This is a genomic window from Amycolatopsis mongoliensis (assembly GCF_030285665.1).
Taxonomy (GTDB): Bacteria; Actinomycetota; Actinomycetes; order Mycobacteriales; family Pseudonocardiaceae; genus Amycolatopsis; species Amycolatopsis mongoliensis.
Genome location: NZ_CP127295.1, coordinates 9,641,071 through 9,665,021 on the forward strand (window position 1 = coordinate 9,641,071; position 23,951 = coordinate 9,665,021).

Consider the following 23,951-nt stretch of genomic DNA (forward strand, 5'->3'; position numbering starts at 1 on the left):
GGCGGCCTCGCAGGTCGTGGACGGCCCCATTCCCCTCAGGAAGCGAGACCTCCATGCGCACCGTCAAGCGGCTCACCGCCGTGCTGGCCACGTTGTCCTTCGCCCTGACCGCCGCCCCGGCGCACGCCGAAGCCGGGTGGACCACCGTGTTCCAGGACGACTTCGACGGCGCCGCCGGCACCGGCCTGAGCACCCAGAACTGGCTCTACGACACGGGAACCGGCTACCCCGGCGGCGCGGCGAACTGGGGCACCGGGGAGATCGAGACGGCGACGAACTCGACCGACAACGTCTACCACGACGGCGCCGGCCACCTGGCGATCAAGCCGCTGCGCGACGCCGCCGGCCACTGGACGTCCGGCCGGATCGAAACGCAGCGCACCGACTTCGCCGCCCCCGAAGGCGGCCGGCTCGAGATCAGCGCGACGCTCAAGCAGCCCTCCCCCGCGAGCGGCCTCGGCTACTGGCCGGCGTTCTGGGCGATGGGTGCCGACGCCCGCCCGGTCGGCGCGACGAACTGGCCGAGCATCGGCGAGCTCGACATCATGGAAGACGTCAACGCGCTGAGCAAGCACTCCACCACCTTCCACTGTGGACAGTGGCAGGGCGAGTGCCACGACCCGGACGGCATCACCAGCGACCTCCAGGACTGCGCCGGCTGCCAGGACGGCTACCACACCTACTCCGTCGTCGTGGACCGCCGCAACGCCGCGGCCGAGGAGCTGCGCTTCTTCCTCGACGGCACCCAGACCTTCGCGGTGCAGCAGAACCAGGTGTCCGACGCGACCTGGAAGGCCGCCGTCGACCACGGGTTCTTCGTCATCTTCGACGTCGCGATCGGCGGCTCCTACCCGAACAAGGTGTGCGGCTGCACCTCCCCGAGTGCGGACATCACACCCGGCGCGGAGATGAGCATCGACTCGCTCTCGGTGAAGACGAGCCAGGGCTGACTTGTAGGCTGACGCCATGAGCGTGCGCCACACCGTCGTCGAGTCCCCGGTCGGTCCCCTGACCCTGGTCGGCGACGGCACCGCGCTCATCGGGCTCTACTTCGACGGCCACCTGCGCACACCCCGCGTCACCGACCCGGGGCCGCGCGTGGACGACGGCTTCGAGACGGCGAAGCAGCAGCTCGGCGAGTACTTCGCGGGCACGCGGCGCGAGTTCGACCTCGAGCTCGCGCCGCGCGGCTCGGCGTTCGAGAAGCAGGTCTGGGCGCTGCTGACGAAGATCCCGTACGGCGAAACCCGCACGTACGGGCAGCTGGCCGCCGAACTCGGCGACCCCGCCGCCGCGCAGGCGGTCGGCAACGCCAACGGCTGGAACCCGATCAGCGTCATCGTGCCCTGCCACCGCGTGGTCGGCACCAGCGGCGGCCTGACCGGGTACGCCGGCGGCCTCACCCGCAAGCGGTTCCTCCTCAGCCTGGAGGAACCGCCCGCGGACGAGGTCGGCCGGTTGTTCTAACCCACCGAACAGGTCACGGCCGGGTCCGTCAGGTTCCCGCCGTGCTCGACGGTGAAGCCGATGACGTTGCCGCTCCCGTTGGGCCGCGCGGTCAGCACGTACCCGGTGCTGTCCCAGGTCCCGGTGTAGTTCCAGCTGCCGATGACCTTCTGGGGTGCGTGGAAGGTGATGGTGAGCACCCAGCTGCTCGACCCGGTCACCGTCACCTGGCCGTTGAAGCCGACGTTCCACTGCGCCGTCTTGGCGTAGGTCCCGGTGCACCCGCCCGGCGGCGGGGTCGTGGATGTGGTCAGCGTGGTCGGCGTGGTGGTCGGCGGCGGGGTGGTGCCGCCGCTGTTCAGGCCCAGGAACGCGATCGCGTACGCGACCATCCCGCTCTGCGGCAGCGCGTGCCCGGCGCCCTGGACGCTGATCCCCTCGACCGGCGCCTGCGTGCCGGTGCCGCCGTAGCGGGTGCGCGTCCAGCCGGACTGCGGCGAGTCGGTCGACGACGGCGTCTGGCTCACCCCGCGCAGGTTGGTCCACTGCTTGATCTCTTCGCCGAAGTTCGGGTAGCGGAGGGTGTCGTCGGCGGTGCCGTGCCACAGCTGCATCCGCGGGTACGGGCCACTGCGGCCGCCGCTCATCTGCCGGGCCTGGTCGCCCCACTGTTGCGCCGTCTTGATGATCTGCCCGTTGGCGCACTGACTGTTCCAGCTCGAGCCGTCGGTGGTGGCGAAGCAGCCGGCCGGCACGCCCATGAACGCCGAGCCGGCGGCGAACACGTCCGGGTACTCCGCGGCGAGGACGTTCGTCATCATCGCGCCGGAGGAGAACCCGGTGACGAACACCCGGGCGGGATCGACGTTGTAGTGCTGCTTGGCGTAGTCGACCATCGACAGGATGCCGACCGGGTCGCTGCCGCCGCCGCGGGTGAGGGCCTGCGGCGAGGAGACGTCGAAGCACTGCCCGCTGCGCGTGGCCTCCGGGAACACGATGACGTACCCGTACTGGTCGGCCGCGGTGACGTAGTCGTGGGCGTAGCCGGTGAACACCGCCGAGGCCGAGCCGGTGCAGTAGTGGATCGCGACCAGCAGCGCCGGGCGGGCCGCGACCCGGTCCGGGACGTAGGCGTACATGTTGAGGTTGCTGGGGTTGGTGCCGAAGCCGGTCACCCTGGTGAGCGTGGCCGCCGACGCGGGCTGCGCCGTGACCACCAGCACGATGGCGGCGGCGACCGACAACACGGCGGCGAGGAGGGCGGTGAAGAGTCTTCGCACTCGAGTCAATCCTTTCCGGGAGCAGGGCGCAGCTGCGACGATCGTTCGTTCGCGACCTGGGACCGGTCAACGATTTTCGGAATGTTTCGGGACCTTTCGAACTGCCGACCGGCCGTTCTGCTGAAAGGATCCGGGGATGACCGAGCTCCTCCTGGGACCGCTGCTCCGGCACGTCGACGCCACCTCCGCGACGATCTGGGTCGAGACCGGCGGCCCGTGCGAAGTCCTTGTCGGGGAAGCGAAAGCGCGGACGTTCGAGGTCTCCGGGCACCACTACGCGCTGGTCGTGCTCACCGGGCTGGAGCCCGGCCGCAGCAGGCCCTACGAGGTCCGGCTCGACGGCGAGCTCGTCTGGCCCGAGCCGGACAGTGACCTGCCGCCCAGCCGGATCCGGACGCTGACCCCCGGTGACCCGCGGTTCCGGCTGGTGTTCGGGTCGTGCCGCAAGCCGCGGGAGCAGGACGCGCTCGGCCCGGACGCGCTCGCCGCCTACGCCCACCGGATGGCCCGGCTCGACGAGGCCGAGTGGCCCGAGTCGCTGTTGCTGCTCGGCGACCAGGTCTACGCCGACGAAACCACCGACGCCACGCAGGACTGGCTCGCCTCCCGGCGCGACACGAGCCAGCCGCCCGGCACCGAGGTCGCCGACTTCGAGGAGTACTGCCACCTGTACTTCGAGGCCTGGTGCGAACCGGCGGTGCGCTGGCTGCTGTCCACCGTGCCGACGTCGATGATCTTCGACGACCACGACGTCCGCGACGACTGGAACACCTCGCAGGCCTGGCGCGAGCAAATGACGCAGACGCCGTGGTGGCCGGAGCGGATCCGCGGCGCGCTCGTGTCGTACTGGGTCTACCAGCACCTGGGCAACCTCGGGCCGCGCGAGCTGGCCGAAGACGACGTCTACCAGCGGGTGAGCACATCGGGGACGGACAACGCGGAGCTGCTGCGCGAGTTCGCCGACCAGGCCGACCGCGAGGCCGACGGCGCCAAGGGGACCCGCTGGTCCTACCGGCGCGACTTCGGCCCGGTCCGGTTGCTGGTCATCGACTCGCGGGCCGGGCGGATCCTCGGCGGCGGCGAGCGCTCGATGGTCGGCGAGGCCGAGTTCCGCTGGATCGAGGAGCAGGCCACCGGCGAGTTCGACCACCTGCTGATCGGGACGTCGCTGCCGTGGCTGATGCCCACCGCGCTGGCGGCCGCGCAGTCGGTCAACGAGCGCCTCTGCACGCGGCCGGGGCTCGTCGGGCGCGTCTCGGAGTGGTTCCGGCAGTTCGCCGACCTCGAGCACTGGCCGGCCTTCCGCGAGTCGTTCGACCGGCTGACCCGGCTGATCGCCCGGGTTGCGGACGCGGGCCCGGCGTCGGTGAACGTGCTCTCGGGCGACGTCCACCACGCCTACGCCGCACGGGCCGACCTCCCGGGCGCGCCGGTCCACCAGCTCACCTGCTCGCCGGTGCACAACACCGTGCCCTGGTACATGAACCGCCTGTTCCGCGCCGGCTGGGCGCGGGGGCTGACCCGGTTGAGCGAAGGGCTGGCCCGTCGCGTCGGGGTCCCGCCCGCGCCGCTGACCTGGAGCTGCGTCTCCGGTCCGCACTTCGGGAACGCCGTGATGACCTTCGACGTCGACGGGCGCACGGCCACGGCGACCCTGCTGCAGCCCGAGCGGGACGGGGCGCCGATCCCGCTCACCTGAGCGTGAGGGTGGGTGCGGCGCGGCCACCCTTCTCGGCCTGACCGGAGTTAGCCTCGGATCATGGCCACGGAAAATCCTCTCGGGGAGTTCCTCCGGGCCCGCCGGGAACAGGTGGGGCCGGAGGAGCTGGGCCTGCCCGCGGGCGGGGCGCGCCGGGTCGCCGGGCTGCGCCGTGAGGAGGTCGCGGTGCTGGCCGGCGTCAGCACCGACTACTACGTCCGGCTCGAACAGGGCCGGGAGCGGAATCCCTCGCCGCAGGTCCTCGACGCGCTGGCGCACGGGCTGGCCCTCGACGAGGACGCCACCGCCCACCTGCACCGGCTGGCCCAGCCGGCCCGGAGACGCCGTCGCGCGCGGCGGCGGGAACAGGTCAGCCCGAACCTCCTGCGGCTGATGGACGGCTGGCCGGACACGCCCGCGCTCGTGCTCGGCCGCTGCCTCGAGGTGCTCGCGCACAACGCGCTGGGCGAGGCGCTGTTCGGCGGCCACACCCACAGCGGTGACCTGGTCCGGCTGGTGTTCCTCGACCCGGACGCGCGCGAGTTCTACCCGGACTGGGAGCGCGTCGCGGTCAACACCGTCGGCGGCCTGCGGGTGGCCGCGGGCCTCGACCCGGACGACCCGCAGCTGGTCGAGACGGTCGGGGAGCTGTCGGTCAAGAGCGTGGACTTCCGCCGGCTGTGGGCCCGCCACGACATCCGGCAGAAGACGCACGAGACCAAGCGGTTCCACCACCGGCTGGTCGGTGAGCTCGTGCTGAGCTACGAGGCGCTGACCGTGAACAGCGCGCCCGGCCAGCAGCTGGTGGTCTACCAGGCCGAGCCCGGCAGTCCGTCGGAAGCCGGGCTCGCCCTCCTCGGCAGTCTCGCCGCCGGCTGAAACCCCGTTTCCTTTCCTTCCACAATGGACGGAGTACTTCGGCATGCCCGAAAACGCTGTCTGGTTCATCACCGGCTGCTCCACCGGCCTCGGCCGCGCCCTGGCCGAAGCCGTGCTCGACCGCGGCCTGCGGGCCGTCGTCACGGCCCGCGACCCGGCGCGGGTCGCCGACCTCGTCGCGGCGCACGGCGACCGTGCACTTGCCTTGCCGCTCGACGTCACCGACCACGCACAGGTCGCCGACGCGGTGAAGCGGGCCGAAACCGCGTTCGGCCGGATCGACGTCCTGGTCAACAACGCCGGCTACGGCTACCTCGCCGCGATCGAAGAAGGTGAGGACGACGAGGTCCGGAAACTCTTCGACGCCAACGTGTTCGGCCTCGCCGACGTCACCCGGGCGGTGCTGCCGGGCATGCGGGCCCGGCGGAGCGGGCACGTCGTGAACGTGTCGTCGCTCGGCGGGCTCGCCGCCTTCGGGGCGACCGGCTACTACCACGCGACGAAGTTCGCCGTGGAGGGGCTTTCCGAGTCACTGGCCGCCGAGGTCGCGCCGCTGGGCGTCAAGGTGACGATCGTCGAGCCCGCCGCGTTCCGCACCAACTGGTCCGGGCCCTCGATGCGCCAGTCGGCGACGCACATCGACGACTACGCCGAGACGGCCGGTGCGCGCCGGGCCGCGACCACCGCGACCTACGGCCACCAGGCCGGCGACCCGGTCCGCGCGGCCGAGGCGATCCTCACCGCCGTCGACGCCGACGAGCCGCCGCTGCGGCTGCTGCTCGGCAAGGCCGCCTACGACATCGCCACGGCCCGGCTCGACACGCTGCGGTCCACCTTCGACACCTGGCGCGAGACCACCCTCGGCGCCGACTTCCCCGGAAAGGAAACCTCGTGAAGATCGTCCTCATCACCGGTGCCAGCAGCGGCATCGGGCACGCCACCGCGCTGCGGCTGGCCCGCGAAGGCCACCACGTCGTGCTCGGCGCCCGCCGGGAGGACCGGCTGGCCGCGCTGGCGAAGGAGATCCACGACGCCGGGGGCACCGCCGACGTGCACCGCCTCGACGTCACCGACCGCGCGGAGGTCGCCGCCTTCGCCGACGCCGCGGTGGCGGCGCACGGCCGGCTCGACGTGTTCGTCGCCAACGCCGGCGTGATGCCGTTGTCGCGCCTGGACTCCCTGCACGTCGACGAGTGGGACCGGATGCTCGACGTCAACGTCCGCGGCCTGCTCCACGGGATCGCGGCCGCGCTGCCGCACTTCCGCCGCGCCCGCGCGGGGCACTTCGTGACGATCGCCTCCACCGGCGCGTACGAGGTGGTGCCGACGGCCGCGGTCTACTGCGCCACGAAGTACGCCGCCCGCGCGATCACCGAAGGCCTGCGACTGGAGGCCGACCCCGGTATCCGCGTCACCACCGTGTCGCCGGGCGTCGTCGAGTCCGAACTGGCCGACACCATCACCGAACCCGGTGCGCGCGAGGCGATGCGCACCTACCGCGCGGTGACGCTCCCGCCGGACACCATCGCCCGGGCGATCTCCTACGCGATCGGGCAGCCGGACGGCGTCGACGTCAACGAGCTCGTCGTCCGGCCCACCGCCCAGCGGTAGCCGCTCAGCGTTCCAGCTCGGCGATCACCCGGGGGATCTCGGCCACCAGCTCGCGCGCGAGCAGGCCGGTGCTCCCGGTGTCCGGGATCAGCCGCTGCCCCGCCACGGCGTGGACGTGCGTCGCCCAGCAGGCCGCCTGGTCGAGGTCCGCGCCGCGGGCCAGGAAGCCGCCGGTCAGGCCGGCCAGGACGTCGCCGCTGCCGGACGTCGCCAGCCCGACGTGGCCGCTGCCGTCCCGCCAGGTGCGCCCGCCCGGCTCGGCGACCACGCCCATGAGCAGCACGACACCGTCGTAGCGCTCGGCGATCCGGACCGCCGTCGTCAGGTCGTCGACGTCCTCCTCGGAGCAGTCGTCGAGGAACGCGGCTTCGGTCCGGTTCGGCGTCAGCACGAGCCGGCCCGAGAGCGGTTTCGCCAGTTCGGGTGCCCGGCTCAGCGCGCCGAGCGCGAACGCGTCGAGCACCACGCGGGCGTCCGGGGCGATGGCGGGAATCAAGCGCCGCAACAGTTCTTCGGTTTCTTCGGCGCCGGTGAGGCCGGGCCCGACCACGACGGTGCCGGCACCGGGCAGCACGCCGGCCAGCCGGTCGACGGCGTCGGCGGCGATCGCACCGGATTCGGTTTCCGGCAGCCCGAACACCGAGGACTCGGGCACCGACACGCCGAGCGCGACCGCGTGCCGTTCGCTGACCGCGAGCTGGAGCGTGCCGGCCCCGGCGCGCAGGGCGGCCGTCCCGGACAGCCCCGGCGCGCCCGGCACCGTCCGGGCGCCGCCGAGCACGAGCACGGTGCCGCGGTCGCCGGTGCCGATCCGCCTGTCCCGCAACAGGGCCGGGCTGATCGGCGCCGGGTCAGGAGAGCTGCTCGGCGGCATCGTCGTCCGCCGTAGGCGGGGTGTCGGTGGCGTGCAGGTGGCCGATCTCCTGGGCCAGCACCATGGTGAAGGCGCCGTCGCGGTCGCGGTCCCAGGCCGTCACGGAACCGTTGGGGACGTCGGTGCCGCCGGCGGCGCGCAGCAGGTCGGGTTCCGGCAGCCCTTCGAGGAGGTAGCGCAGGGCGAAGACCGTCATCTCGTGCGCGGACAGCAGAACCCGCGCGCCGGGGTGGTCCGCGCTCAGCTCGCGCAGCAGGGACCGCAGCCGCAGCACGACGTCCGCCCAGGACTCCCCGCCCGGCGGCCGGTAGTAGAACTTGCCCAGCCGGCGTTTGCGCCGCAGCTCGTCGGGCCACCGCTCGCGGACGCCGTGGGAGGTCAGCAGGTCCAGCACGCCGAGCTCGCGGTCGCGCAGCCGTTCGTCCGGGACGATCGGCACGCCGTCGGGTGCGGCCAGGCGCGCGGTGTCCCAGGCCCGGCGGTAGGTCGAGGTGACCACGAGGTCCGGCGGGCGGCGGGCGAGGAACTCCCCCGCGGCCTTCGCCTGTTCGCGGCCCAGGTCGGTCAGCGGGACGTCGGCGTCGCGCTCGGCGATGTCGATCACATCCGCCCCGGCCGACTCCGCCTCTTCCCGGGCCACGTTCCCCGTGCTCTGGCCGTGCCGCAGCACGGCCACCCATTCCAAGTCGACGCTCACGCCGGGCTGGTTACCCCCGCGGACCCGCCGGTGAAACCCGGGATGGTTAGGCGCGCAAAGCACTTCCGGCTAGGGTCTTTCCATGTCGCGAAGTCTCGACGCCGAGGATCGTCTGAAGCTGCTGGAGACGATCATCGGCGCACCCGCCGAGCACCTCGGCCTGGCCGAGCTGCTCGCCGAGACCTTGCAGCGCCTGCGCGAGGCCATGGGCGTCGACACCGCGACCGTGCTGCGGTACCAGGCCAGCGGCCGGCAGCTGGTGGCCTTTGCGGCCGCGGGCATCGAAGAAGAGGTCCACCAGGGCGTGCGGGTGCCGGTCGGCAGCGGCTTCGCCGGCCGGGTGGCGCTCGAACGAGCTCCCGTCGTCCTCGACCACGTCGACGAAACCACCGTCGTCAACTCCCTGCTCTGGGAGCGGGGACTGCACTCGATGCTCGGCGTGCCGATGGTCGCCGGGGCCGAGCTCGTCGGGGTGCTGCACGTCGGCTCCGTCACGCCCCGGCAGTTCACCGACGCCGAAGTCGCCACCATGCAGCTGCTGGCGGACCGCCTCGCCATGGCGATCCAGGTCGAAGCGCTCGAAGAGAACCGCACCGCCACCATGGCGCTGCAGCGCAGCCTCCTGCCGAACAGCCTCCCCGACCTGCCCGGCCTCGCCTTCGGCGCCCGGTACGTGCCGGGCGCGGAAACCGGCCTCGGCGGCGACTGGTACGACCTGTTCTCGCTGCCCGGCGACCGCGTCGGCGTCGTGATGGGCGACGTCTCCGGCCACGGGCTCGAGGCCGCCGTGATCATGGGACGGCTGCGCAGCGCGCTGCGCGCCTACGCCCTCGACTGCGAGAACCCGGCCGACGTCCTCGCCAAGCTCGACCGCAAGGCGAACCACTTCGAGCACGGGGCGATGGCCACCGTCGCCTACGGGATCATCGAGCCGGGCCGGGAGACCCTGGCCCTGTCCCTCGCCGGCCACCTGCCGCCCGTGCAGGCCGGACCGGGCGGAACGGGGCGGCTGCTGGACGTGCCGCCGGATCCCCCGATCGGGTTGACCATCGGGCAGCCCCAGCGGCGCACGACCGTGGTCGAGCTGACGCCGGGTGGTGTGCTCGCCTTCTACACCGACGGCCTGGTCGAGCGCCGGGACCGGCCGGTGGACGTGGGGATGGCGCAGCTGGCGCGAGCCCTGCGCGCCGGCGACCCCGACCGGGTCTGCGCGCAGGTGATGGCGGCGATGATCGGCAACCGGGCGGCGCAGGACGACGTCGCCCTGCTGGCCATCCAGCGCCGGACCGTCCCGGCCGGCGGCTGAGCCGGCCGGGACGACGCGGTCAGGACGCGGTCAGCGCCGCTTCCCGGGTCGGGAACAGCGAAAGGCTGTCCTCGAGCCCGGTCAGCTGGATCGGCCGCAGGGTCGCCCGGCCGGACGCCACGATCCGCACCGCGGTGCCGGACCCGGCGTTGCGGTGGATGGTCAGCAACGCCGTCAGGCCCGGCGACGCAAGGAACTCCACCCGGGTCAGGTCGACCACCAGCAGCGGCGGCGCCGAGGCCAGCACCTCTTCCGCTGCCTGCACGAGAGCCGGCGCGGTGGTCGTGTCGACGTCGCCGGCGACCTCGACGACGACCGCCCCGTCCTGCTCCGTTCGGGCGATCCTGAACTCGCCGAATGGCACAGCGGTGGCTGAGCCCTCACTGTGGATGTGCTCCGTCATCGTGTTCTTCTCCTCGCCCTCGCACCGCCACCGGGGTTCCGGCGGGCACGCGTCATCACGAAGGCTGTCTGCTCAACCGGGATCAATCATGCCCGCCCCCGTCGCTCACCGCCGTCTCAGCACCCGTTCCGCTTTGCGCGCCGTCCGTGAACAGGCAGGATGGTCGGCATGGCCGAAACGGACGTGACCGGGAACTCCCTCGGTGACGCCGCGAGCTCAGCGGGCAGGGTGGCGCTGGAAACCGGGACGGCACCGCCGTGCTCCGGGTCGACGGCGCACTCGACCTCGCGCTGGCACCGAAGCTGCGGCAGCTGGCCGAGCGCGCCGCGCGCCTGGAGCCCACGGCCCTGGTCATCGACTTGACCGGCGTCACGTTCCTGACTTCGGCCGGCATGGCCGAGCTCGTGCGGGCGCACCGCGGGCGGACGGTGTCCGCGCCGCTGCGGGTGGTGGCCGCCGGCCGGATCACGATGCGGCCGCTGGAACTGACCCGGCTGACCGACGAGCTCGCCATCTACCCGTCGCTGTCCGAGGCACTGGCCACCGGATGACCACCCCGGGGTTCGACGAACTGCTCGGCGCCGTGCTGCGGTCGTTCGTCGACAGCTCCGGAGCTGCCGTCGCCACCGGCGTCCGTCCCCTGGAACCCGCCGAAGCGCGCGCGGTGCTCGGCGACCACGTCGCGGTCGCGGTGACCGACCGGGCGCTGCTGGCGGGCCTGGTGCCGGACCGGGAGATCACCGGTGCGGTCGCCGTCGCCGGCGACGGGCGCGGTGTCCTGGTCTACACCACCGAGGAGGTCGGCGGGACGCCGTCGGCCGTCGCCGGCGCCGTCGAAGCCGCGACTTCCCACCTGGCGGGCACCGTGCGACGGCTGCGGGGCGAAGCCGTGGTGCTCGACGCGCTGCACTCCACCGGCCGCGAACTGACCGCCCAGCTCGACATCGACCGGATCGTGCAGGAAGCCACCGACGCGGCCACGAAGGCGACCGGAGCCGAGTTCGGCGCGTTCTTCTACAACCTGGTCGACGAGCTCGGCGAGTCCTACACGCTGTACACGATTTCGGGCGTGCCGCGCGAGGCGTTCGAGCGGTTTCCCATGCCCCGCAACACCGAGGTGTTCGCGCCGACCTTCGACGGCGCCGGCACCGTCCGCAGCCCCGACATCACCCGGGACCCGCGGTTCGGGAAGAACGCGCCCCACCACGGGATGCCGGCGGGGCACCTGCCCGTGTGCAGCTACCTGGCCGTGTCGGCGATCAGCCCGACCAGCGGCGAAGTGCTGGGCGGGTTCTTCTTCGGCCACTCGGAGCCGGACCGGTTCACCGCGCGGCACGAGTACCTCGCCGAGGGCATCGCCGCCTATTCGGCCATCGCGCTGGACAACGCCCGCCTGTACGAGCGCGAGCGCACCCTCGCCTCCGAGCTGTCGCGCAGCATGCTGCCGGTCGCGCCCGCCGTCGAGGGCCTCGACGTGCTCACCCGGTACCTGCCCGCGGCGACCGGGAGCAAGGTCGGCGGCGACTGGTTCGACGTCATCGCGCTGCCGTCCGGCGCGACCGCGTTCGTCATCGGCGACGTCGTCGGCCACGGCGTCACTGCCGCGACCGTGATGGGCCAGGTCCGCACCACCATCCGCTGCTACGCGCTGCTCGGGCTGCCGCCGTCGGACGTGCTGCGCAACGTCTCCGCGCTGACCGGCGGGCTGTTCGGCGAGAGCTTCGTCACGTGCTTCTACGCGGTCCACCAGCCGGCCGACGGGACGCTGACCTTCGCGAACGCCGGCCACCTGCCTGCCATCCTCGTCCGCCCGGGCGCCGCGCTCGAGGAAATCGGCGAGGCACTGGCCGAGGTCGTCATAGCGTCGGCACCGAGTTCCCCCAGCGCAGCACCGCGTTCCCGCCCGGAGCGGACCTGGTGCTCTACACCGACGGGCTGGTCGAAAGCCGCACCCGCGACCTCACCCTGGGTGTGGAATGGCTCTTGGCGGGCATCCCGGAACTGCTGGCCGCGGCCGACCTCGGCGCGGCGTGGGACAAGCTCATCGACGAGCTGACCCACGGCCGGCACGACGACGACATCGCGCTGATCCACGTGCGCCACCGCGGAGAGGACGGAGCATGACGGACCCCCTCCCCCGGGCGCGCCCCCGGCGACGTTCCACCGGCGCACGGCCGCCGTGGCGGACCGGCTGCCGGAGCTGCGCGGAGCACTGGCGGACTGGCTGGGCACGCTCGGCCTGAGCGAAGAACGCCAGGAGGACGTCGTCCTCGCGGGCTACGAAGCGATGGCCAACTCCGCCGAACACGCCTACCGCGACGGAGAAGCGGGCGCAGTCGACGTCCGGGCCGAAGCGCTCAACGGGCGCTTGACGGTGACGGTCACCGACTACGGCGAATGGCGCACCCCGGCCGCCACGAACGGGCTGCGGGGACGCGGCCTGCGCCTCATCGACAGCCTCGCCGACCACAGCGCGCAGGTGCACCGCGAAGACGGCACGACGGTCACGATGACCTGGCTCTCCGGTGGCTGAGCACGCACTCGCGGGCCCGGCGGAGTCCGTGCCGGGCAGGTAGGCTCACGCGGGGCCGGGTGAACCAGGAGTGTGATGAGCGTCGGCGAGGAATCCGCCCAGCGCGCCGTTTTTCCCGGAGCCAGCCGCATGGCGGCCCGGATGCGGGAGTTCGACTGGGCGTCCTCCCCGCTGGGGGAACCGGCGGACTGGCCGCCGAGCCTGACCACGGCCGTGCGGATCTGCCTCACCTCCCGCTTCCCCATGATCGTCTGGTGGGGACCGGACCTGCGGTTCCTCTACAACGACGCCTACCTGCCGCTGCTCGGGACCAAGCACCCGGCGCTGGCGAAGCCGGGCGCGGAGGTCTGGGACGACATCTGGCACATCGTCGGCCCGATGCTCGACAGCGTGATGGCCACCGGTGAGGCGACCTGGTCGGAGGACCTGCTGCTGCCGATGAACCGGCACGGCTACTGGGAAGAGACCTACTGGACCTACTCCTACAGCCCGGTCCACGACGACGAAGGCGCCGTGCGGGCCGTGTTCACCGCGGTCACCGACACGACCGAGCGCGTGATCGGCGAGCGCCGGCTGGCCATCCTGCGCGAGCTCGGCGCCCAGGCCGGCATCGCCCGCACCGTCGGCGAGGCCTGTGAGCTGGTCGCCGCCGTGCTCGGGCGGGCCGGCGCCGACGTTCCCCACGCCGCGATCCACGTCCGCGACGGCGCCGGCGAGCTCGTCCTCGCCGCCGCCACCCCCGGCTCCGCCGGGCACGCGGACGGCTGGCCGCTCGAAGACGTCCTGGCCGACGGCACCCCGCGCACCGTGTCCGACCTGACGGCGACCTTCGGCGAGCTGCCCTCCGGCGGCTGGTCCACGCCGCCCGTCGAAGCGATGGTGCTGCCGCTGCCCGGCGACGCCGACGGCGCCACCACCGGCGCGATCGTGCTCGCGGCGAGCGCCGGGCACGCGCTCGACGAGTCCTACCGGACGTTCCTCGGACTGGTCGCCCAGCAGACGGCGGCGCTGGTCAACAGCGCGCTCGCCTACCAGGCCCAGCAGCAGCGCGCCGAAGAGCTGGCCGCGCTGGACGCGGCGAAGACCACCTTCTTCGCCAACATCAGCCACGAGTTCCGGACCCCGCTGACCTTGATCCTCGGCCCGGTCACCGAGCTGGACAGGACGCTCGGCGACGCGGACGAACGCGTCCGCGAGGAGGTCGCCGTCATCCACCGCAACGCGCTGCGGCTGGGCCGGCTGGTGAACAACCTGCTCGACTTCTCCCGGCTCGAGGCGGGCCGGATGCAGGCCCGCTTCGAACCGGTGGACCTCGCCGCGTTCACCGCGGAGCTGGCGAGCGTGTTCCGCGCGGCCGTCGAACGGGCCGGCCTGCGGTTCGAGGTCGACTGCCCGCCGCTGGCCGAGCCCGTGCACGTCGACCGCGGGCTGTGGGAGAAGGTCGTCCTCAACCTGCTGTCCAACGCGGTCAAGTACACCTTCGACGGCGAAATCCGGGTGCGCACCACCCTGGACGGCGAGCACGCCGTGGTCACCGTGTCCGACACCGGGATCGGGATCGACGCCGCCGAGCTGCCCCGGCTGTTCGAGCGGTTCCACCGGATCCCGTCGGCGCGGGCGCGGTCGAACGAGGGCAGCGGGATCGGCCTGGCCCTGGTGCGCGAGCTCGTCGGCATGCACGGTGGCACCATCGCCGTCGACAGCACGCCCGGCGCGGGCACGACGTTCCGGATCCGGCTGCCGCTGGGCACCCGGCACCTGGCGCCCGAGCACCTCGCCCCGGAGCCTTCGGCGGGCGGGCTCGCCGCGGAGACCGTCGAACCGTACGTGCAGGAGGCCCTGCGCTGGCTGCCCGACGGCGACCCGGCCCCCGGCGTCGCCCCCTCCTCGGTCACCGGCGCCCGCGTGCTGGTCGCCGACGACAACGCCGACATGCGCGACTACCTCGCCCGGCTGCTGCGCGAGGACTACGCGGTGACCGCGGTGCGCGACGGCGTCGAGGCGTTCGCCGCCGCGTCCGCGCAGCCGCCCGACCTGATCATCAGCGACGTGATGATGCCGCGGCTGGACGGCCTGGGCCTGCTCGCCGAGCTGCGGCGCGACCCGCGCACCGCCGCCGTGCCCGTGCTGCTGCTGTCCGCCCGCGCCGGGCAGGAGGCCGCCGTCGACGGGCTGGCCGCCGGGGCCGACGACTACCTCGTGAAGCCGTTCTCGACGCAGGAGCTGCTCGCCCGCGTCCGCACGTCCATCCGGCTGGCCCGGCTGCGGACGCAGCACTCCCGCTGGCGCGCGGCGATGATCGAGTCCCTGCAGGAGGGCTTCTTCGTCTGCGACGCCGCCGGGCGGGTCGTGGAGATGAACGCCGCGTGCGCCGAGCTGCTCGGCTTCGGCCCCGAGGGCCTGCCCTACGCGCCGCCGTACCCCTGGGCGCCGCGACCGGACGACGATCCGATCGCCTTCCGCCAGGTCGCCGACGCGTTGGGCCGGTCGCGGACCGAGCCGGCGGGCAGCTTCGTGCTGCCGCTGCGGCACCGCGACGGGCACCGGGTGTGGGCCGCGATCACCTACAACGAGCTGCACGACGACGAGGGCCGCCGCCGGCTCGTCGGCACGATCCGCGACGTCACCGCCGAGCGCTACGGCGTGCAGCGGGAAAGCGCCCTCGCCGCGATGAACCAGCGGCTCGCCGGGGTCAGCGGGGTGCCGGACGTGCTCCGCAGCGCGCTGGAGCTGCTGCGCGAGCTGTGGCACGCCGAGCGCGTGCTCGCGGTGACCTGGCCGGGCGACGGCGAGCCGGAGCTCACGTCCACCGACCCCGGCGACCGGCGGTGGCGGGACCTCGCCGCGCCGCTGCGCGCGAAGCTCGGCGAGGTGCGCTCGCTCCCGGCGTTGCACGCGACGCCGGCCGAGGGCGGGGCCGGGGCGACCCTGGACCACCCCGGCGGCCGGCTGACGCTCTGGGTGGAGCCGGCCGCGCGCCGTCCGTTCGGCACCGAGGACCGGACGCTGCTGGCGCTGCTGGCCGGGACGCTGGCGCACGCGCTGCGCCGCGCCCACCGCGACGACCGGCAGCGCGAGGTCGCCATCGCGCTGCAGCGCTCGATCCTCGGCCCGGCCCTGCTGCCCGACGGCTTCGCGGTGCGCTACGAACCGGCGAACCCGCCACTGGAGGTCGGCGGCGACTGGTACGACGTCGTCCCGCTGGCCGGCGACCGGATCGGCATCGTCGTCGGCGACTGCGTCGGCCGGGGACTCGCCGCGGCCGCGGTGATGGGCCAGCTGCGCAGTGCCTGCCGCGCGCTGCTGCTGGAAGCCAACGGCCCGGCGCACACCCTGACCACGCTCGACCGCTTCGCCGACCGGCTGCCGGGTGCCCTGTGCACCACCGTCTTCTGCGGGATCCTCGACCCCGCCACCGGCGCGCTCACCTACAGCAGCGCCGGGCACCCGCCGGCCACCCTGGTGCACAGCGACGGCTCGTCGGAGTTCCTCGACGCGGGCGGCAGCGTGCCGCTCGCGGTCCGCATCCCGGCCGCGCGCCCGGAGGCCACCGCGGTCGTCCCGATCGGCTCGTTGCTGATGCTCTACACCGACGGTCTCGTCGAGCGCCGCCGCGAGTCGCTCGACGACGGCATCGACCGGGCCACCTCGGTCGCCCACGGCGCGCGCGACGCCGGCCTCGCGGACGTGGCGGCCACGCTGATGGGCCGGCTCCGGCCGGCGGAGGGGTACGAGGACGACGTCGCGCTGCTGCTCTACCGCCGGTCCGTGCCGCCGCTGGAGCTGGACTTCGCGGCGCACCCGGACAGCCTCGCCTCGACGCGCCAGTGGCTGCGCGCGTGGCTGAGCAACGCTTCGCTCGGCGAGGACCTCGCGCAGGACGTGCTCGTCGCCGCGGGCGAGGCCTGCGCGAACGCCGTCGAGCACGCCTACCACGAAAGTGCCGGGGACGCGCACCTGTCGGGCCGGCTCACCGGCGCGCACCTGGTCGTCACGGTGACGGACCGCGGCCGCTGGAAGCGGCCGCCCCCGGACAACCACGTGCTGCGCGGCCGCGGGATGCCGATGATGGAGGCACTCGCCGACGCGGTCACCGTCCGGCACGACGCGGCCGGCACCACCGTCACGCTGGAATGGAGAATCGGTTCGTGACGACGGCACTCACGCTGGTCGCCTCCGCGGGCGACGACGGGGACCGGATCCTGACCGTGACCGGTGAGATCGACATGAGCAACGCGGCCGGGTTCGGCGCGGCCATGGACCGCGAGCTGGCGGCCGGCACGGCCCTGACCGTCGACCTGACCGGGGTGACCTACCTCGACAGCGCCGGCGTCGCCGCCCTGTTCGACCGGGCCACCGCCCGCGACCTGCGCCTGACCGCGCCCCGCCTGCTCGAGCGCGTCCTGCGCGTCTCGGGCCTGGCGCAGGTGACGAAAGTGATGATCCGCTGAGGGGTTGGCCGTCCCGGCACCGGGTAAGCGCATCGCAGCGACGGTCGCCGGGTGGGTTGTGCTGCGGGCCGTCGCCAGGTGGCCCCGGCACCCAACCCACGACGTTCAGCAGCGAGCGACGGGCCGGAGTCACCGCTCTCCTGGGTCACCGGGGGTGTGCCGTCCGCGGGTACTGTGCGCGCAGGAGCCGACGGAGGTGAGCGCAGTGACCGGTGACCCGATCCCGTCCGAACACCTCGACGAGCTGACCGCGGCGATGGCGGACCTCACGAGTTCGCTGGAGACCGAGCCCTCCGAGGCGGAGATCCTCGACGCCGTCTGCGCCGAAGCCGTCCGTGCCGTGCCCGGGGCCGACATGGCCAGCATCACCGCGATCCGCGACGGCGAGCCGGAAACCGCCGCCTCGACCGACGAGCGCGCCGTCGAGATCGACCGCGTCCAGTACGCGGCGGGCGAAGGCCCGTGCCTGCGGGCGGCCCAGACCGGCGAGATCGTGCGGCTGCCGCTCGCCGCCGCCGGCGCGCTGTGGCCCGAGTTCACCGAGCACGCCCTCGGTCTCGGTGTGGGCAGCTACCTCGCCGCGCCGCTGCGGGTGGACGGCAGCCTCGCCGGCGCGCTCAACCTCTTCGGCTACGGCGGCCACGGCTTCGCCGAGACCGACTCGCGGCTGCTGCGGCTGTACACCACGATCGTCTCGTTCGGGCTGCGCACCACGCGCCGCTACCACCGGGCCCGGCAGCGCGCCGCCGATCTCGAGACGGCGATGAGCTCGCGGGCGGTGATCGAGCAGGCGAAGGGCATCCTCATGGCCGTGCACGGCATCACCGCCGACGACGCCATGAAACGCCTGATCGCGGAGTCGCAGCACACCAACGTGAAGCTCCGGGACGTCGCGGCCCGCTTCGTCGAAAGCCTGTCGGCAGGCTGACGCTCAGGCGGTGCGGCGGGCCGGGAACGGCCAGGTCAGCGTGATCACCGTGCCGTCGTCGGTCGAGCGGAGGTCCAGACCGTCGACCAGGGCCTGGATCAGCCGCAGGCCGCGGCCGCCGTCGGACCGCTCGGCGATCGTCGTCCAGCGCCCCTGGTCGGCGACGGTGACGATCAGCACGTCCTCGTCGATCCGCGCCCGGATGTCGATCAGCCCGGGCCGGCCGCGGTAGGCGTGGTCCAGCACGTTCGCCATCGCTTCCCAACAGGCCAGGACGACGTCGTCGGCCTGCCGGCCGACATCGTCACCCGCGCGTCTGCGCAGCCACGACACGAGGTGCCGCCGCAGACTCGGCAGCGTCCGTGGCGAAATCGTGCCGCGGTACCGCCACCCGTCCGATCCGTGCTCTTCCACGTTCACCTCCCCGGGGGACTGTGGGTTTGCTACCCACCGGTCGGGTTTCTCAATCACGGGTAACGATTTTCCTGCTGCGTTCGGCTCTGGTGCGCCGCGGGACGGCGTGATCGGATGTGCGGATGACCCGGTCGACGTCGTCCGTGATGCTGTGCGCGGTGCTCGCCGCGGCCACCCTCCTGCCCGCGCCGGCGGCCGCCGCGGCCGCCCCGGCTCCCGGACCGGGGGCCGTCTCGCACTTCGGCCTGGCCCGCAAGGACTGCCTGGGCACCGCCCGGAACACGACCAGCAAGGCGTGGTTCACGGTGGCGGGCGGGGTGCTGTCCGACGTGTACGCGCCGGTGATCGACAACACGAACGTCGAAACGCTGCAGTTCGCCGTCACCGACGGCCGCACGTTCACCGACCTGCAGGCGCGGGACATGACCTACACCGTCCGCACCAGCGCGGGCGGGATGGCCTGCGAGGTGACCTCGACCCCGCACAGCGGCAAGTACCGGCTGGTCACCGACTACCTGGCCGACCCGGCCCGGACCGGCGTGCTCATCCGGACGCGCCTGGAGCCGCTGCAGGGGTCCGGCCGCGACCTCAAGGTCTACGTGCGGTTCGACGCGAGCATCAACGGCAACGGCGGGGGTGGCCCGGCGAACGGCGGCGGCGACACCGCGACCGTCGACGCGGCGACGAGCGCGCTGGTCAGCGCCGACCCGAACACGGTGTCGAGCGCGCCGAACCGCGACTACGCCACCCCGCTGGCCGCCGCGCTGCGCGCCGACCGCCGGTTCCTCGGCACCTCCAGCGGCTTCGCCGGCACCGCCGGCGACGGGCTCGCCCAGCTCGACCGCGACCACCGGCTCACCGATCCGGCACCGTCGGCGGTGAACGGCAACGTCGTGCAGACCGCGCAGCTGGACCTGGAACCGCGCCGGCCGGCCGTGCTGGCGCTGGGCTTCGGCTCGGACGCGCGCGCCGCCGTGCAGACCGCCGGGGCGAGCCTGCGGACGCCGTTCGAGCAGAGCTACCGCGATTACGCGCGCGGCTGGCGCGACTACGACAACGGGCTGATCCCGGTGCGCGGCAAGGACTCCGACGCTTACTACCAGTCGGCCAACGTGCTGAAGGCCAGCGAGGACAAGACGTTCCCCGGCGCCGTGGTCGCCTCGCTCGGCAGCCCGTGGGGGCAGGCGGTCTCCGCCGGCGACGCGCCCGGCGGCAAGCCCGTCTACTTCGGCTCGTACCGCGAGATCTTCGCCCGCGACCTGTACGAAAGCTTCTCGGGCCTGTTCGCCGCGGGGGACCGCGAGACGGCGCGGGCCAGCGTGCGGTGGTTGTTCGCCCGCCAGCAGCAGCCCGACGGCCGGTTCCCGCGCAACTCCATGCTCAACGGGAAGAAAGCGCCCGACTCCGGCGGTGACCAGCTCGACGAGAGCGCGTACCCGATCCTGATGGCGTTGCAGGCCGGGCTCGACCGCGACCACACGCTCTACACCGACCACATCCGCGCGGCCGCGGACTTCGTCGTCGCGCACGGCCCGGCGTTCGGCTCCGAGCGCTGGGAGGAGCAGGGCGGTTACTCCCCCTCGACGATCGCCGCGGAGATCGCCGGGCTCGTCGCCGCCGGGGTGATCGCCGACCGCAACGGCGACCCCGCACGCGCCCGCGTCTACCGGGCGACCGCCGACCACTTCCAGCGCAGCATCAAGGGCTGGACGGTGACGTCCACCGGCCCGTACGGCGGCCGGTACTTCCTGCGGCTGACCAAGAACGGCGACCCGAACTCCGAATGGATCTACAACCTCGGCAACGGCTCGGTCGACGCCGACCAGCGCGCGGTCGTCGACGCCGGGTTCCTCGAGCTGACACGCCTCGGCGTGCTGGCGGCGAACGACCCCGACGTCACGGCGTCGCTCGGGGTCGTGGACCGCGTGATCAAGCGGGACACCCCGGCCGGGCCGGGCTGGTACCGCTACGGGACTTCCGCCGCGGGCAGCGAGGACGGCTACGGCGACTGCTACGAACCGGATCCGACGAACTGCGCGCCGACCGGGGCGCCGTGGCCGTCCACGAACACCGGCTCCGGGCACCTCTGGCCGGTGCTGGCCGGTGAACGCGGCGAGCAGGCCGTGCAGACCGGCGACCGGGCCGGCGCGGCGGCGCTGCTGCGCGCCATGCGCGCGCAGACCGGCGGCACCGGGCTGATTCCCGAGCAGACGTGGGAAAACCCGGCGGTGCCGGCGTCGCCCTACGGTTCGGACCCGCGTACGGCGTCGATCGGTTTCGCCCCCGGGCAGCCCGCCGGTTCGGTCGCGCCGCTGAGCTGGGCGCAGTCGCAGTCGGTGCGCCTGGCCCGCGCTCTGGACGACGGCCGCCTGCCCGAGCAGCCCGCCGACGTCCGCGCCCGGTACGTCACGCAGGCCCCGCCCGCGGCGCTGGCGGTCACCCTCGACGCTCCGGCATCGGTGTCGACCGCGACCGCGGCGGTCACCGGCACCGCACCCGCCGGCAGCCGGGTCGACCTCGCCGTCTCGGCCACCGACGCGGGGACGACTTCCGTGCTCTCGACCCGGGCAACGGCCACGGGTACGTTCAGCGCGACGGTGCCCACGCCGCTGGGCGCGAACGTCGTCACCGCGGCCGCCACCACCGCCACCGGCACCGGCTACGCGCAGAAGACGATCAGCTCGGACTTCGTCACCGGGACCGTCCTGCTCGACAAGACCGACCCGGACGGCGACGACAACGGCCCGGGCACGTACACCTACCCCACGGCCGGCGACTTCCACGCGGGCGCGTTCGACCTGCAGCGCTTCCAGGTCATCGACTCGGGCACGAACCTGGTGTTCCGCGCACAGGTCCGCGACCTGTCCCCGACGTTCGGCTCGCCGCTGGGCGCGCAGCTGCTGACGATCTACGCGCACGACCCGGCCGCCACGGCGACGTCGACCGCGGCGCCGTTCCCGAGCCGGGCGTACTCGATCGCCGCGCAGGACGCGTGGAGCCGGCGCATCGAGGTCCAGGGCTTCGCCGACCCGGCGCTCGTCGACACTTCGGGCGCCTCGCTGGCGACGCCGTCTGTGCAGGCTTCGCAGGCGACGCGGTACATCACGGTGAGCGTGGCCAAGTCGGCGTTCGGGACCCCGGCCGCCGGCTGGACGTTCGCGGTCGTGCTGACCGGCCAGGACGGCAACTCCCCCGACCAGGCGCGGCCGTTCACGCCGACGGCGGGGCAGTACACGTTCGGCCTGTGCGCGGCGGGCGGCACGGCACCGCTCTGCACGGCGGACCCGGCGACGGCCCCGAAGGCGTTCGACGTGCTGACGCCGTCCGGAGTGGACCAGGCGGCCGAGCTGGACCCGACCCGCGGGCCGGTCGAAGTGCGTGGCGTGCCCGTGGGCTGATCTGGCACGCTCGAAAGCGTGATCGACGACTTCGCAAAACGGTATCTGCACGACGATCTGCGGGAAATCCGCGAGGTGCTGGTCGGGAAACTCGAGGGCGTGGGCGAGTACGACGTCCGCCGTCCCCTGACCGCGACCGGCACCAACCTGCTCGGCCTGGTCAAGCACCTGACGCTGACCGAAGCGCGGTACTTCGGCGAGGTCTTCGGCCGGCCGTTCCCCGAGCCGCTGCCGCGGTGGGACGACGCCGGCGCGCGCGGCAAGGACATGTGGGCGACCGAGCACGAGACGCGGGAGGAGATCGTCGGCCGCTACCGCCGCGCCTGGGAGCACTCGGACGCGACGATCAGCGCTCTCGCCGTCGACGCGCCCGGCCACGTGCCGTGGTGGCCGCGCCCGGACGTGCTGCTGTTCAACGTCCTGGTGCACGTGCTCACCGAGACCAGCCGCCACGCCGGGCACGCCGACATCCTGCGGGAACAGCTGGACGGGGTGACCAGCGCGGCGAGCCGTGACGCGGAGTTCTGGGCGGCCCGGCACGCGGAGATCGAGCGGGCGGCCGCGGCCGCCCGTTAGGGTCCCGCGCGGCGACGTCAGCGATCCCGCGATCACGCTGCCGTGGAACCAGGGCCCGCTCGACGACTCCGCCGAGGCGCACGGGCTGACCGTCGGCGCCGTGACCGCGGGCCCCGCGCAGCCCTGACCTCGCGAAGTGCACCGGGGACCAGGTCGAGCTGGTGTCGTGGAGCCCGGCCCCGGGCTACCAGCCCGACGACGTCTCCCGCGGCCCGGCCACGGGGAACCTGCGCCAGGAGAACCCGGCCCGTGCAGCCCCGGCCGCGATGCAGTGAATGACCCATTCACCTCGTCCGACGACATGAATGACTCATTCATGTCGCCGGACCAGCCACCGCGACCCTCGGCAGATCCAGGGCCGGGCCGCTGTCAACGAACCTCCGACGCGGCTAGCGCGGCAGCCCGGCGTTGAGCCGCGCCAGGATGCCGTGCGGGAACGGCAGTTCCGGCGCGCTGGCCGCCGTCAGCCGGTCGAGCTGGGCGTCGGTCAGGACGAGTTCGAGCGCGCCGAGGGTTTCGGCGAGCTGCTCCGGCGACCGGGCGCCGATCAGCGGCGCGGGCATCGCCGCCTGGCGCGTCACCCAGTGCAGCGCCACCTGGGCCGGCGTCGCCCCCACTTCGGCCGCGACCTCGCGGACGGTGTCCAGCACGGCCCAGCGCGTCTCGGGCAGGGACCGGTAGGGCGCACCGTCGGCGAGCCGTCCGGTGCCGCCGCCGTCGCGGGTGTACTTGCCGGACAGGAAGCCGCCGCCGAGCGCGCCCCACGGCTGGACCGCGATGCCGAACTCCCGCGCCAGGGGCACGTACTCGGCCTCGATCGCCCGCTCGACCAGGGAGTACTCCAGCTGCAGCGCGGTCACCGGCGGGCCGCCGAGCATGGCCGCCTTCGTCGCGTACCAGGCCGGGACGTCGCTGAGCCCCACGGCGCGGATCTTCCCGGCGCGCACGAGGTCGCCGAAGGCCGCCATGACCTCCTCGGCCGGGGTGAAGCCGTCCCAGATGTGCAGCCAGTACAGGTCGACGTGGTCGACGCGCAGCCGCCGCAGGGACGCCTCGAGCGACGCGACCATGTTCTTGCGGCCGTTGCTGCGGCGGCGGGGGTCCGACCGCGGTTCGCCGTCGCTGAAGCCGGGCCCGGAGTACTTGGTCGCGAGCACGACGTCGTCGCGGTCGACCTCGCGCAGGAACTCGCCGACCAGCTCCTCGCTGCGGCCGGCGCTGTAGTTGTCGGCGGTGTCGACGAAGTTGCCGCCGCCCTCGACGTACGCGCGGAAGATCTTGCGCGCGGTGTCGTCACCGGCGCAGAAGGAGCCGGTGCCGAAGGTCATCGCGCCCAGCGCCAGCGGGGAGACCCGCAGCCCGGAGCGGCCCAGCGGCCGGTAGTCGCCCAGTCGTGTCATGTCCCCGATCGTGCAACCCGGAGCGTGGTCCGGGTCAAACCCGATCGAGGGCATTC

21 protein-coding genes and 1 pseudogene are annotated in these 23,951 nt (G+C 73.4%); 16 read left to right on the plus strand and 6 right to left on the minus strand.

Features of this window, described 5'->3' with window-relative positions; translation table 11 throughout:
• Nucleotides 1-53: 53 nt before the first annotated feature.
• Together QRX60_RS46145 and QRX60_RS46150 are read left to right on the plus strand one after the other, a co-directional pair.
• Nucleotides 54-950 carry a glycoside hydrolase family 16 protein gene (locus QRX60_RS46145; protein ID WP_285997786.1) on the plus strand — a complete coding sequence of 299 codons (897 nt, stop codon included), beginning with the start codon at nucleotides 54-56 and terminating at the stop codon, nucleotides 948-950.
• A gap of 16 nt (nucleotides 951-966) precedes the next feature.
• Nucleotides 967-1,467 carry a methylated-DNA--[protein]-cysteine S-methyltransferase gene (locus QRX60_RS46150; protein ID WP_285997787.1) on the plus strand — a complete coding sequence of 167 codons (501 nt, stop codon included), beginning with the start codon at nucleotides 967-969 and terminating at the stop codon, nucleotides 1,465-1,467.
• On the opposite strand, the gene QRX60_RS46155 is transcribed toward QRX60_RS46150, so the two are convergent.
• Nucleotides 1,464-2,726 (minus strand): extracellular catalytic domain type 1 short-chain-length polyhydroxyalkanoate depolymerase, encoded by a 1,263-nt coding sequence (locus QRX60_RS46155; protein ID WP_285997788.1) that lies wholly within the window; start codon nucleotides 2,724-2,726, stop codon nucleotides 1,464-1,466. The two genes, QRX60_RS46150 and QRX60_RS46155, sit on opposite strands and share 4 nt — an antisense overlap.
• Before the next feature lie 136 nt (nucleotides 2,727-2,862).
• On the opposite strand from QRX60_RS46155, the gene QRX60_RS46160 reads away from it, so the two are divergent.
• The 4 genes from QRX60_RS46160 to QRX60_RS46175 are packed head-to-tail and all read left to right on the plus strand — an operon-like array spanning nucleotide 2,863 to nucleotide 6,915.
• A complete protein-coding gene (locus QRX60_RS46160) occupies nucleotides 2,863-4,425 on the plus strand; it encodes an alkaline phosphatase D family protein (RefSeq protein WP_285997789.1) in 1,563 nt (520 codons plus the stop codon).
• A 60-nt stretch (nucleotides 4,426-4,485) separates the two neighbouring features.
• Nucleotides 4,486-5,304 (plus strand): helix-turn-helix transcriptional regulator, encoded by an 819-nt coding sequence (locus QRX60_RS46165; RefSeq protein ID WP_285997790.1) that lies wholly within the window; start codon nucleotides 4,486-4,488, stop codon nucleotides 5,302-5,304.
• 43 nt (nucleotides 5,305-5,347) lie between these two features.
• Nucleotides 5,348-6,199: an oxidoreductase gene (locus QRX60_RS46170; RefSeq protein WP_285997791.1), complete on the plus strand. Its 852-nt coding sequence runs from the start codon at nucleotides 5,348-5,350 to the stop codon at nucleotides 6,197-6,199.
• Nucleotides 6,196-6,915: an SDR family oxidoreductase gene (locus QRX60_RS46175; protein ID WP_285997792.1), complete on the plus strand. Its 720-nt coding sequence runs from the start codon at nucleotides 6,196-6,198 to the stop codon at nucleotides 6,913-6,915. The genes QRX60_RS46170 and QRX60_RS46175 overlap by 4 nt, the downstream gene beginning before the upstream one ends.
• 4 nt (nucleotides 6,916-6,919) lie before the next feature.
• Here the strand turns inward: QRX60_RS46175 and QRX60_RS46180 are convergent, their stop codons facing one another.
• Entirely contained in the window at nucleotides 6,920-7,789 is an 870-nt protein-coding gene (locus QRX60_RS46180) for an NAD(P)H-hydrate dehydratase (RefSeq protein WP_285997793.1), read from the minus strand.
• Nucleotides 7,767-8,486, minus strand: a complete 720-nt coding sequence (locus tag QRX60_RS46185) for a histidine phosphatase family protein (RefSeq protein WP_285997794.1) — start codon at nucleotides 8,484-8,486, stop codon at nucleotides 7,767-7,769. The genes QRX60_RS46180 and QRX60_RS46185 overlap by 23 nt, the downstream gene beginning before the upstream one ends.
• Before the next feature lie 82 nt (nucleotides 8,487-8,568).
• On the opposite strand from QRX60_RS46185, the gene QRX60_RS46190 reads away from it, so the two are divergent.
• Complete coding sequence (locus QRX60_RS46190) at nucleotides 8,569-9,792, plus strand: PP2C family protein-serine/threonine phosphatase (RefSeq protein WP_285997795.1); 1,224 nt, start codon at nucleotides 8,569-8,571, stop codon at nucleotides 9,790-9,792.
• 19 nt (nucleotides 9,793-9,811) lie between these two features.
• On the opposite strand, the gene QRX60_RS46195 is transcribed toward QRX60_RS46190, so the two are convergent.
• The gene (locus tag QRX60_RS46195) at nucleotides 9,812-10,195 is read right to left on the minus strand and encodes an STAS domain-containing protein (protein ID WP_285997796.1); all 384 of its coding nucleotides are present in this window, start codon (nucleotides 10,193-10,195) and stop codon (nucleotides 9,812-9,814) included.
• Between the two features lie 257 nt (nucleotides 10,196-10,452).
• On the opposite strand from QRX60_RS46195, the gene QRX60_RS46200 reads away from it, so the two are divergent.
• The 7 genes and pseudogenes from QRX60_RS46200 to QRX60_RS46230 all read left to right on the plus strand — a co-directional run bounded on the left by QRX60_RS46200 (nucleotide 10,453) and on the right by QRX60_RS46230 (nucleotide 18,107).
• On the plus strand, nucleotides 10,453-10,746 hold the full coding sequence (locus QRX60_RS46200) for an STAS domain-containing protein (RefSeq protein ID WP_285997797.1): 294 nt from the start codon (nucleotides 10,453-10,455) through the stop codon (nucleotides 10,744-10,746).
• Nucleotides 10,743-11,960, plus strand: a pseudogene (locus tag QRX60_RS46205) (PP2C family protein-serine/threonine phosphatase); the annotation flags it as partial. The gene QRX60_RS46200 and the pseudogene QRX60_RS46205, both read left to right, overlap by 4 nt.
• Before the next feature lie 152 nt (nucleotides 11,961-12,112).
• Nucleotides 12,113-12,319, plus strand: a complete 207-nt coding sequence (locus QRX60_RS46210) for a SpoIIE family protein phosphatase (RefSeq protein ID WP_285997798.1) — start codon at nucleotides 12,113-12,115, stop codon at nucleotides 12,317-12,319.
• A gap of 55 nt (nucleotides 12,320-12,374) precedes the next feature.
• Nucleotides 12,375-12,728, plus strand: coding sequence for an ATP-binding protein (locus QRX60_RS46215; RefSeq protein WP_285997799.1), 354 nt, complete (start codon nucleotides 12,375-12,377; stop codon nucleotides 12,726-12,728).
• 75 nt (nucleotides 12,729-12,803) lie between these two features.
• Nucleotides 12,804-16,880 carry a SpoIIE family protein phosphatase gene (locus tag QRX60_RS46220; RefSeq protein ID WP_285997800.1) on the plus strand — a complete coding sequence of 1,359 codons (4,077 nt, stop codon included), beginning with the start codon at nucleotides 12,804-12,806 and terminating at the stop codon, nucleotides 16,878-16,880.
• A complete protein-coding gene (locus QRX60_RS46225; protein WP_285997801.1) occupies nucleotides 16,877-17,179 on the plus strand; it encodes an STAS domain-containing protein in 303 nt (100 codons plus the stop codon). The genes QRX60_RS46220 and QRX60_RS46225 overlap by 4 nt, the downstream gene beginning before the upstream one ends.
• A gap of 205 nt (nucleotides 17,180-17,384) precedes the next feature.
• The gene (locus tag QRX60_RS46230; protein ID WP_286003834.1) at nucleotides 17,385-18,107 is read left to right on the plus strand and encodes a GAF and ANTAR domain-containing protein; all 723 of its coding nucleotides are present in this window, start codon (nucleotides 17,385-17,387) and stop codon (nucleotides 18,105-18,107) included.
• 3 nt (nucleotides 18,108-18,110) lie between these two features.
• Here the strand turns inward: QRX60_RS46230 and QRX60_RS46235 are convergent, their stop codons facing one another.
• Nucleotides 18,111-18,521, minus strand: a complete 411-nt coding sequence (locus QRX60_RS46235; RefSeq protein ID WP_285997802.1) for an ATP-binding protein — start codon at nucleotides 18,519-18,521, stop codon at nucleotides 18,111-18,113.
• A 122-nt stretch (nucleotides 18,522-18,643) separates the two neighbouring features.
• Here QRX60_RS46235 and QRX60_RS46240 point away from each other — a divergent pair, with 122 nt between their 5' ends.
• Together QRX60_RS46240 and QRX60_RS46245 are read left to right on the plus strand one after the other, a co-directional pair.
• Complete coding sequence (locus tag QRX60_RS46240; RefSeq protein ID WP_285997803.1) at nucleotides 18,644-21,919, plus strand: glucodextranase DOMON-like domain-containing protein; 3,276 nt, start codon at nucleotides 18,644-18,646, stop codon at nucleotides 21,917-21,919.
• A gap of 18 nt (nucleotides 21,920-21,937) precedes the next feature.
• Nucleotides 21,938-22,495, plus strand: a complete 558-nt coding sequence (locus QRX60_RS46245; protein ID WP_285997804.1) for a DinB family protein — start codon at nucleotides 21,938-21,940, stop codon at nucleotides 22,493-22,495.
• Nucleotides 22,496-22,884: 389 nt separating this feature from the next.
• Here the strand turns inward: QRX60_RS46245 and QRX60_RS46250 are convergent, their stop codons facing one another.
• Entirely contained in the window at nucleotides 22,885-23,895 is a 1,011-nt protein-coding gene (locus QRX60_RS46250) for an aldo/keto reductase (RefSeq protein WP_285997805.1), read from the minus strand.
• Nucleotides 23,896-23,951 lie beyond the last annotated feature (56 nt).

Bases quoted from the DNA above. Each gene is read 5' to 3' on its own strand.
- QRX60_RS46145 (WP_285997786.1), top strand. From the start codon at position 54: ATGCGCACCGTCAAGCGGCTCACCGCCGTGCTGGCCACGTTGTCCTTC.
- QRX60_RS46150 (WP_285997787.1), top strand. From the start codon at position 967: ATGAGCGTGCGCCACACCGTCGTCGAGTCCCCGGTCGGTCCCCTGACC.
- QRX60_RS46160 (WP_285997789.1), top strand. From the start codon at position 2,863: ATGACCGAGCTCCTCCTGGGACCGCTGCTCCGGCACGTCGACGCCACC.
- QRX60_RS46165 (WP_285997790.1), top strand. From the start codon at position 4,486: ATGGCCACGGAAAATCCTCTCGGGGAGTTCCTCCGGGCCCGCCGGGAA.
- QRX60_RS46170 (WP_285997791.1), top strand. From the start codon at position 5,348: ATGCCCGAAAACGCTGTCTGGTTCATCACCGGCTGCTCCACCGGCCTC.
- QRX60_RS46180 (WP_285997793.1), bottom strand. From the start codon at position 7,789: ATGCCGCCGAGCAGCTCTCCTGACCCGGCGCCGATCAGCCCGGCCCTG.
- QRX60_RS46190 (WP_285997795.1), top strand. From the start codon at position 8,569: ATGTCGCGAAGTCTCGACGCCGAGGATCGTCTGAAGCTGCTGGAGACG.
- QRX60_RS46195 (WP_285997796.1), bottom strand. From the start codon at position 10,195: ATGACGGAGCACATCCACAGTGAGGGCTCAGCCACCGCTGTGCCATTC.
- QRX60_RS46220 (WP_285997800.1), top strand. From the start codon at position 12,804: ATGAGCGTCGGCGAGGAATCCGCCCAGCGCGCCGTTTTTCCCGGAGCC.
- QRX60_RS46240 (WP_285997803.1), top strand. From the start codon at position 18,644: ATGACCCGGTCGACGTCGTCCGTGATGCTGTGCGCGGTGCTCGCCGCG.
- QRX60_RS46250 (WP_285997805.1), bottom strand. From the start codon at position 23,895: ATGACACGACTGGGCGACTACCGGCCGCTGGGCCGCTCCGGGCTGCGG.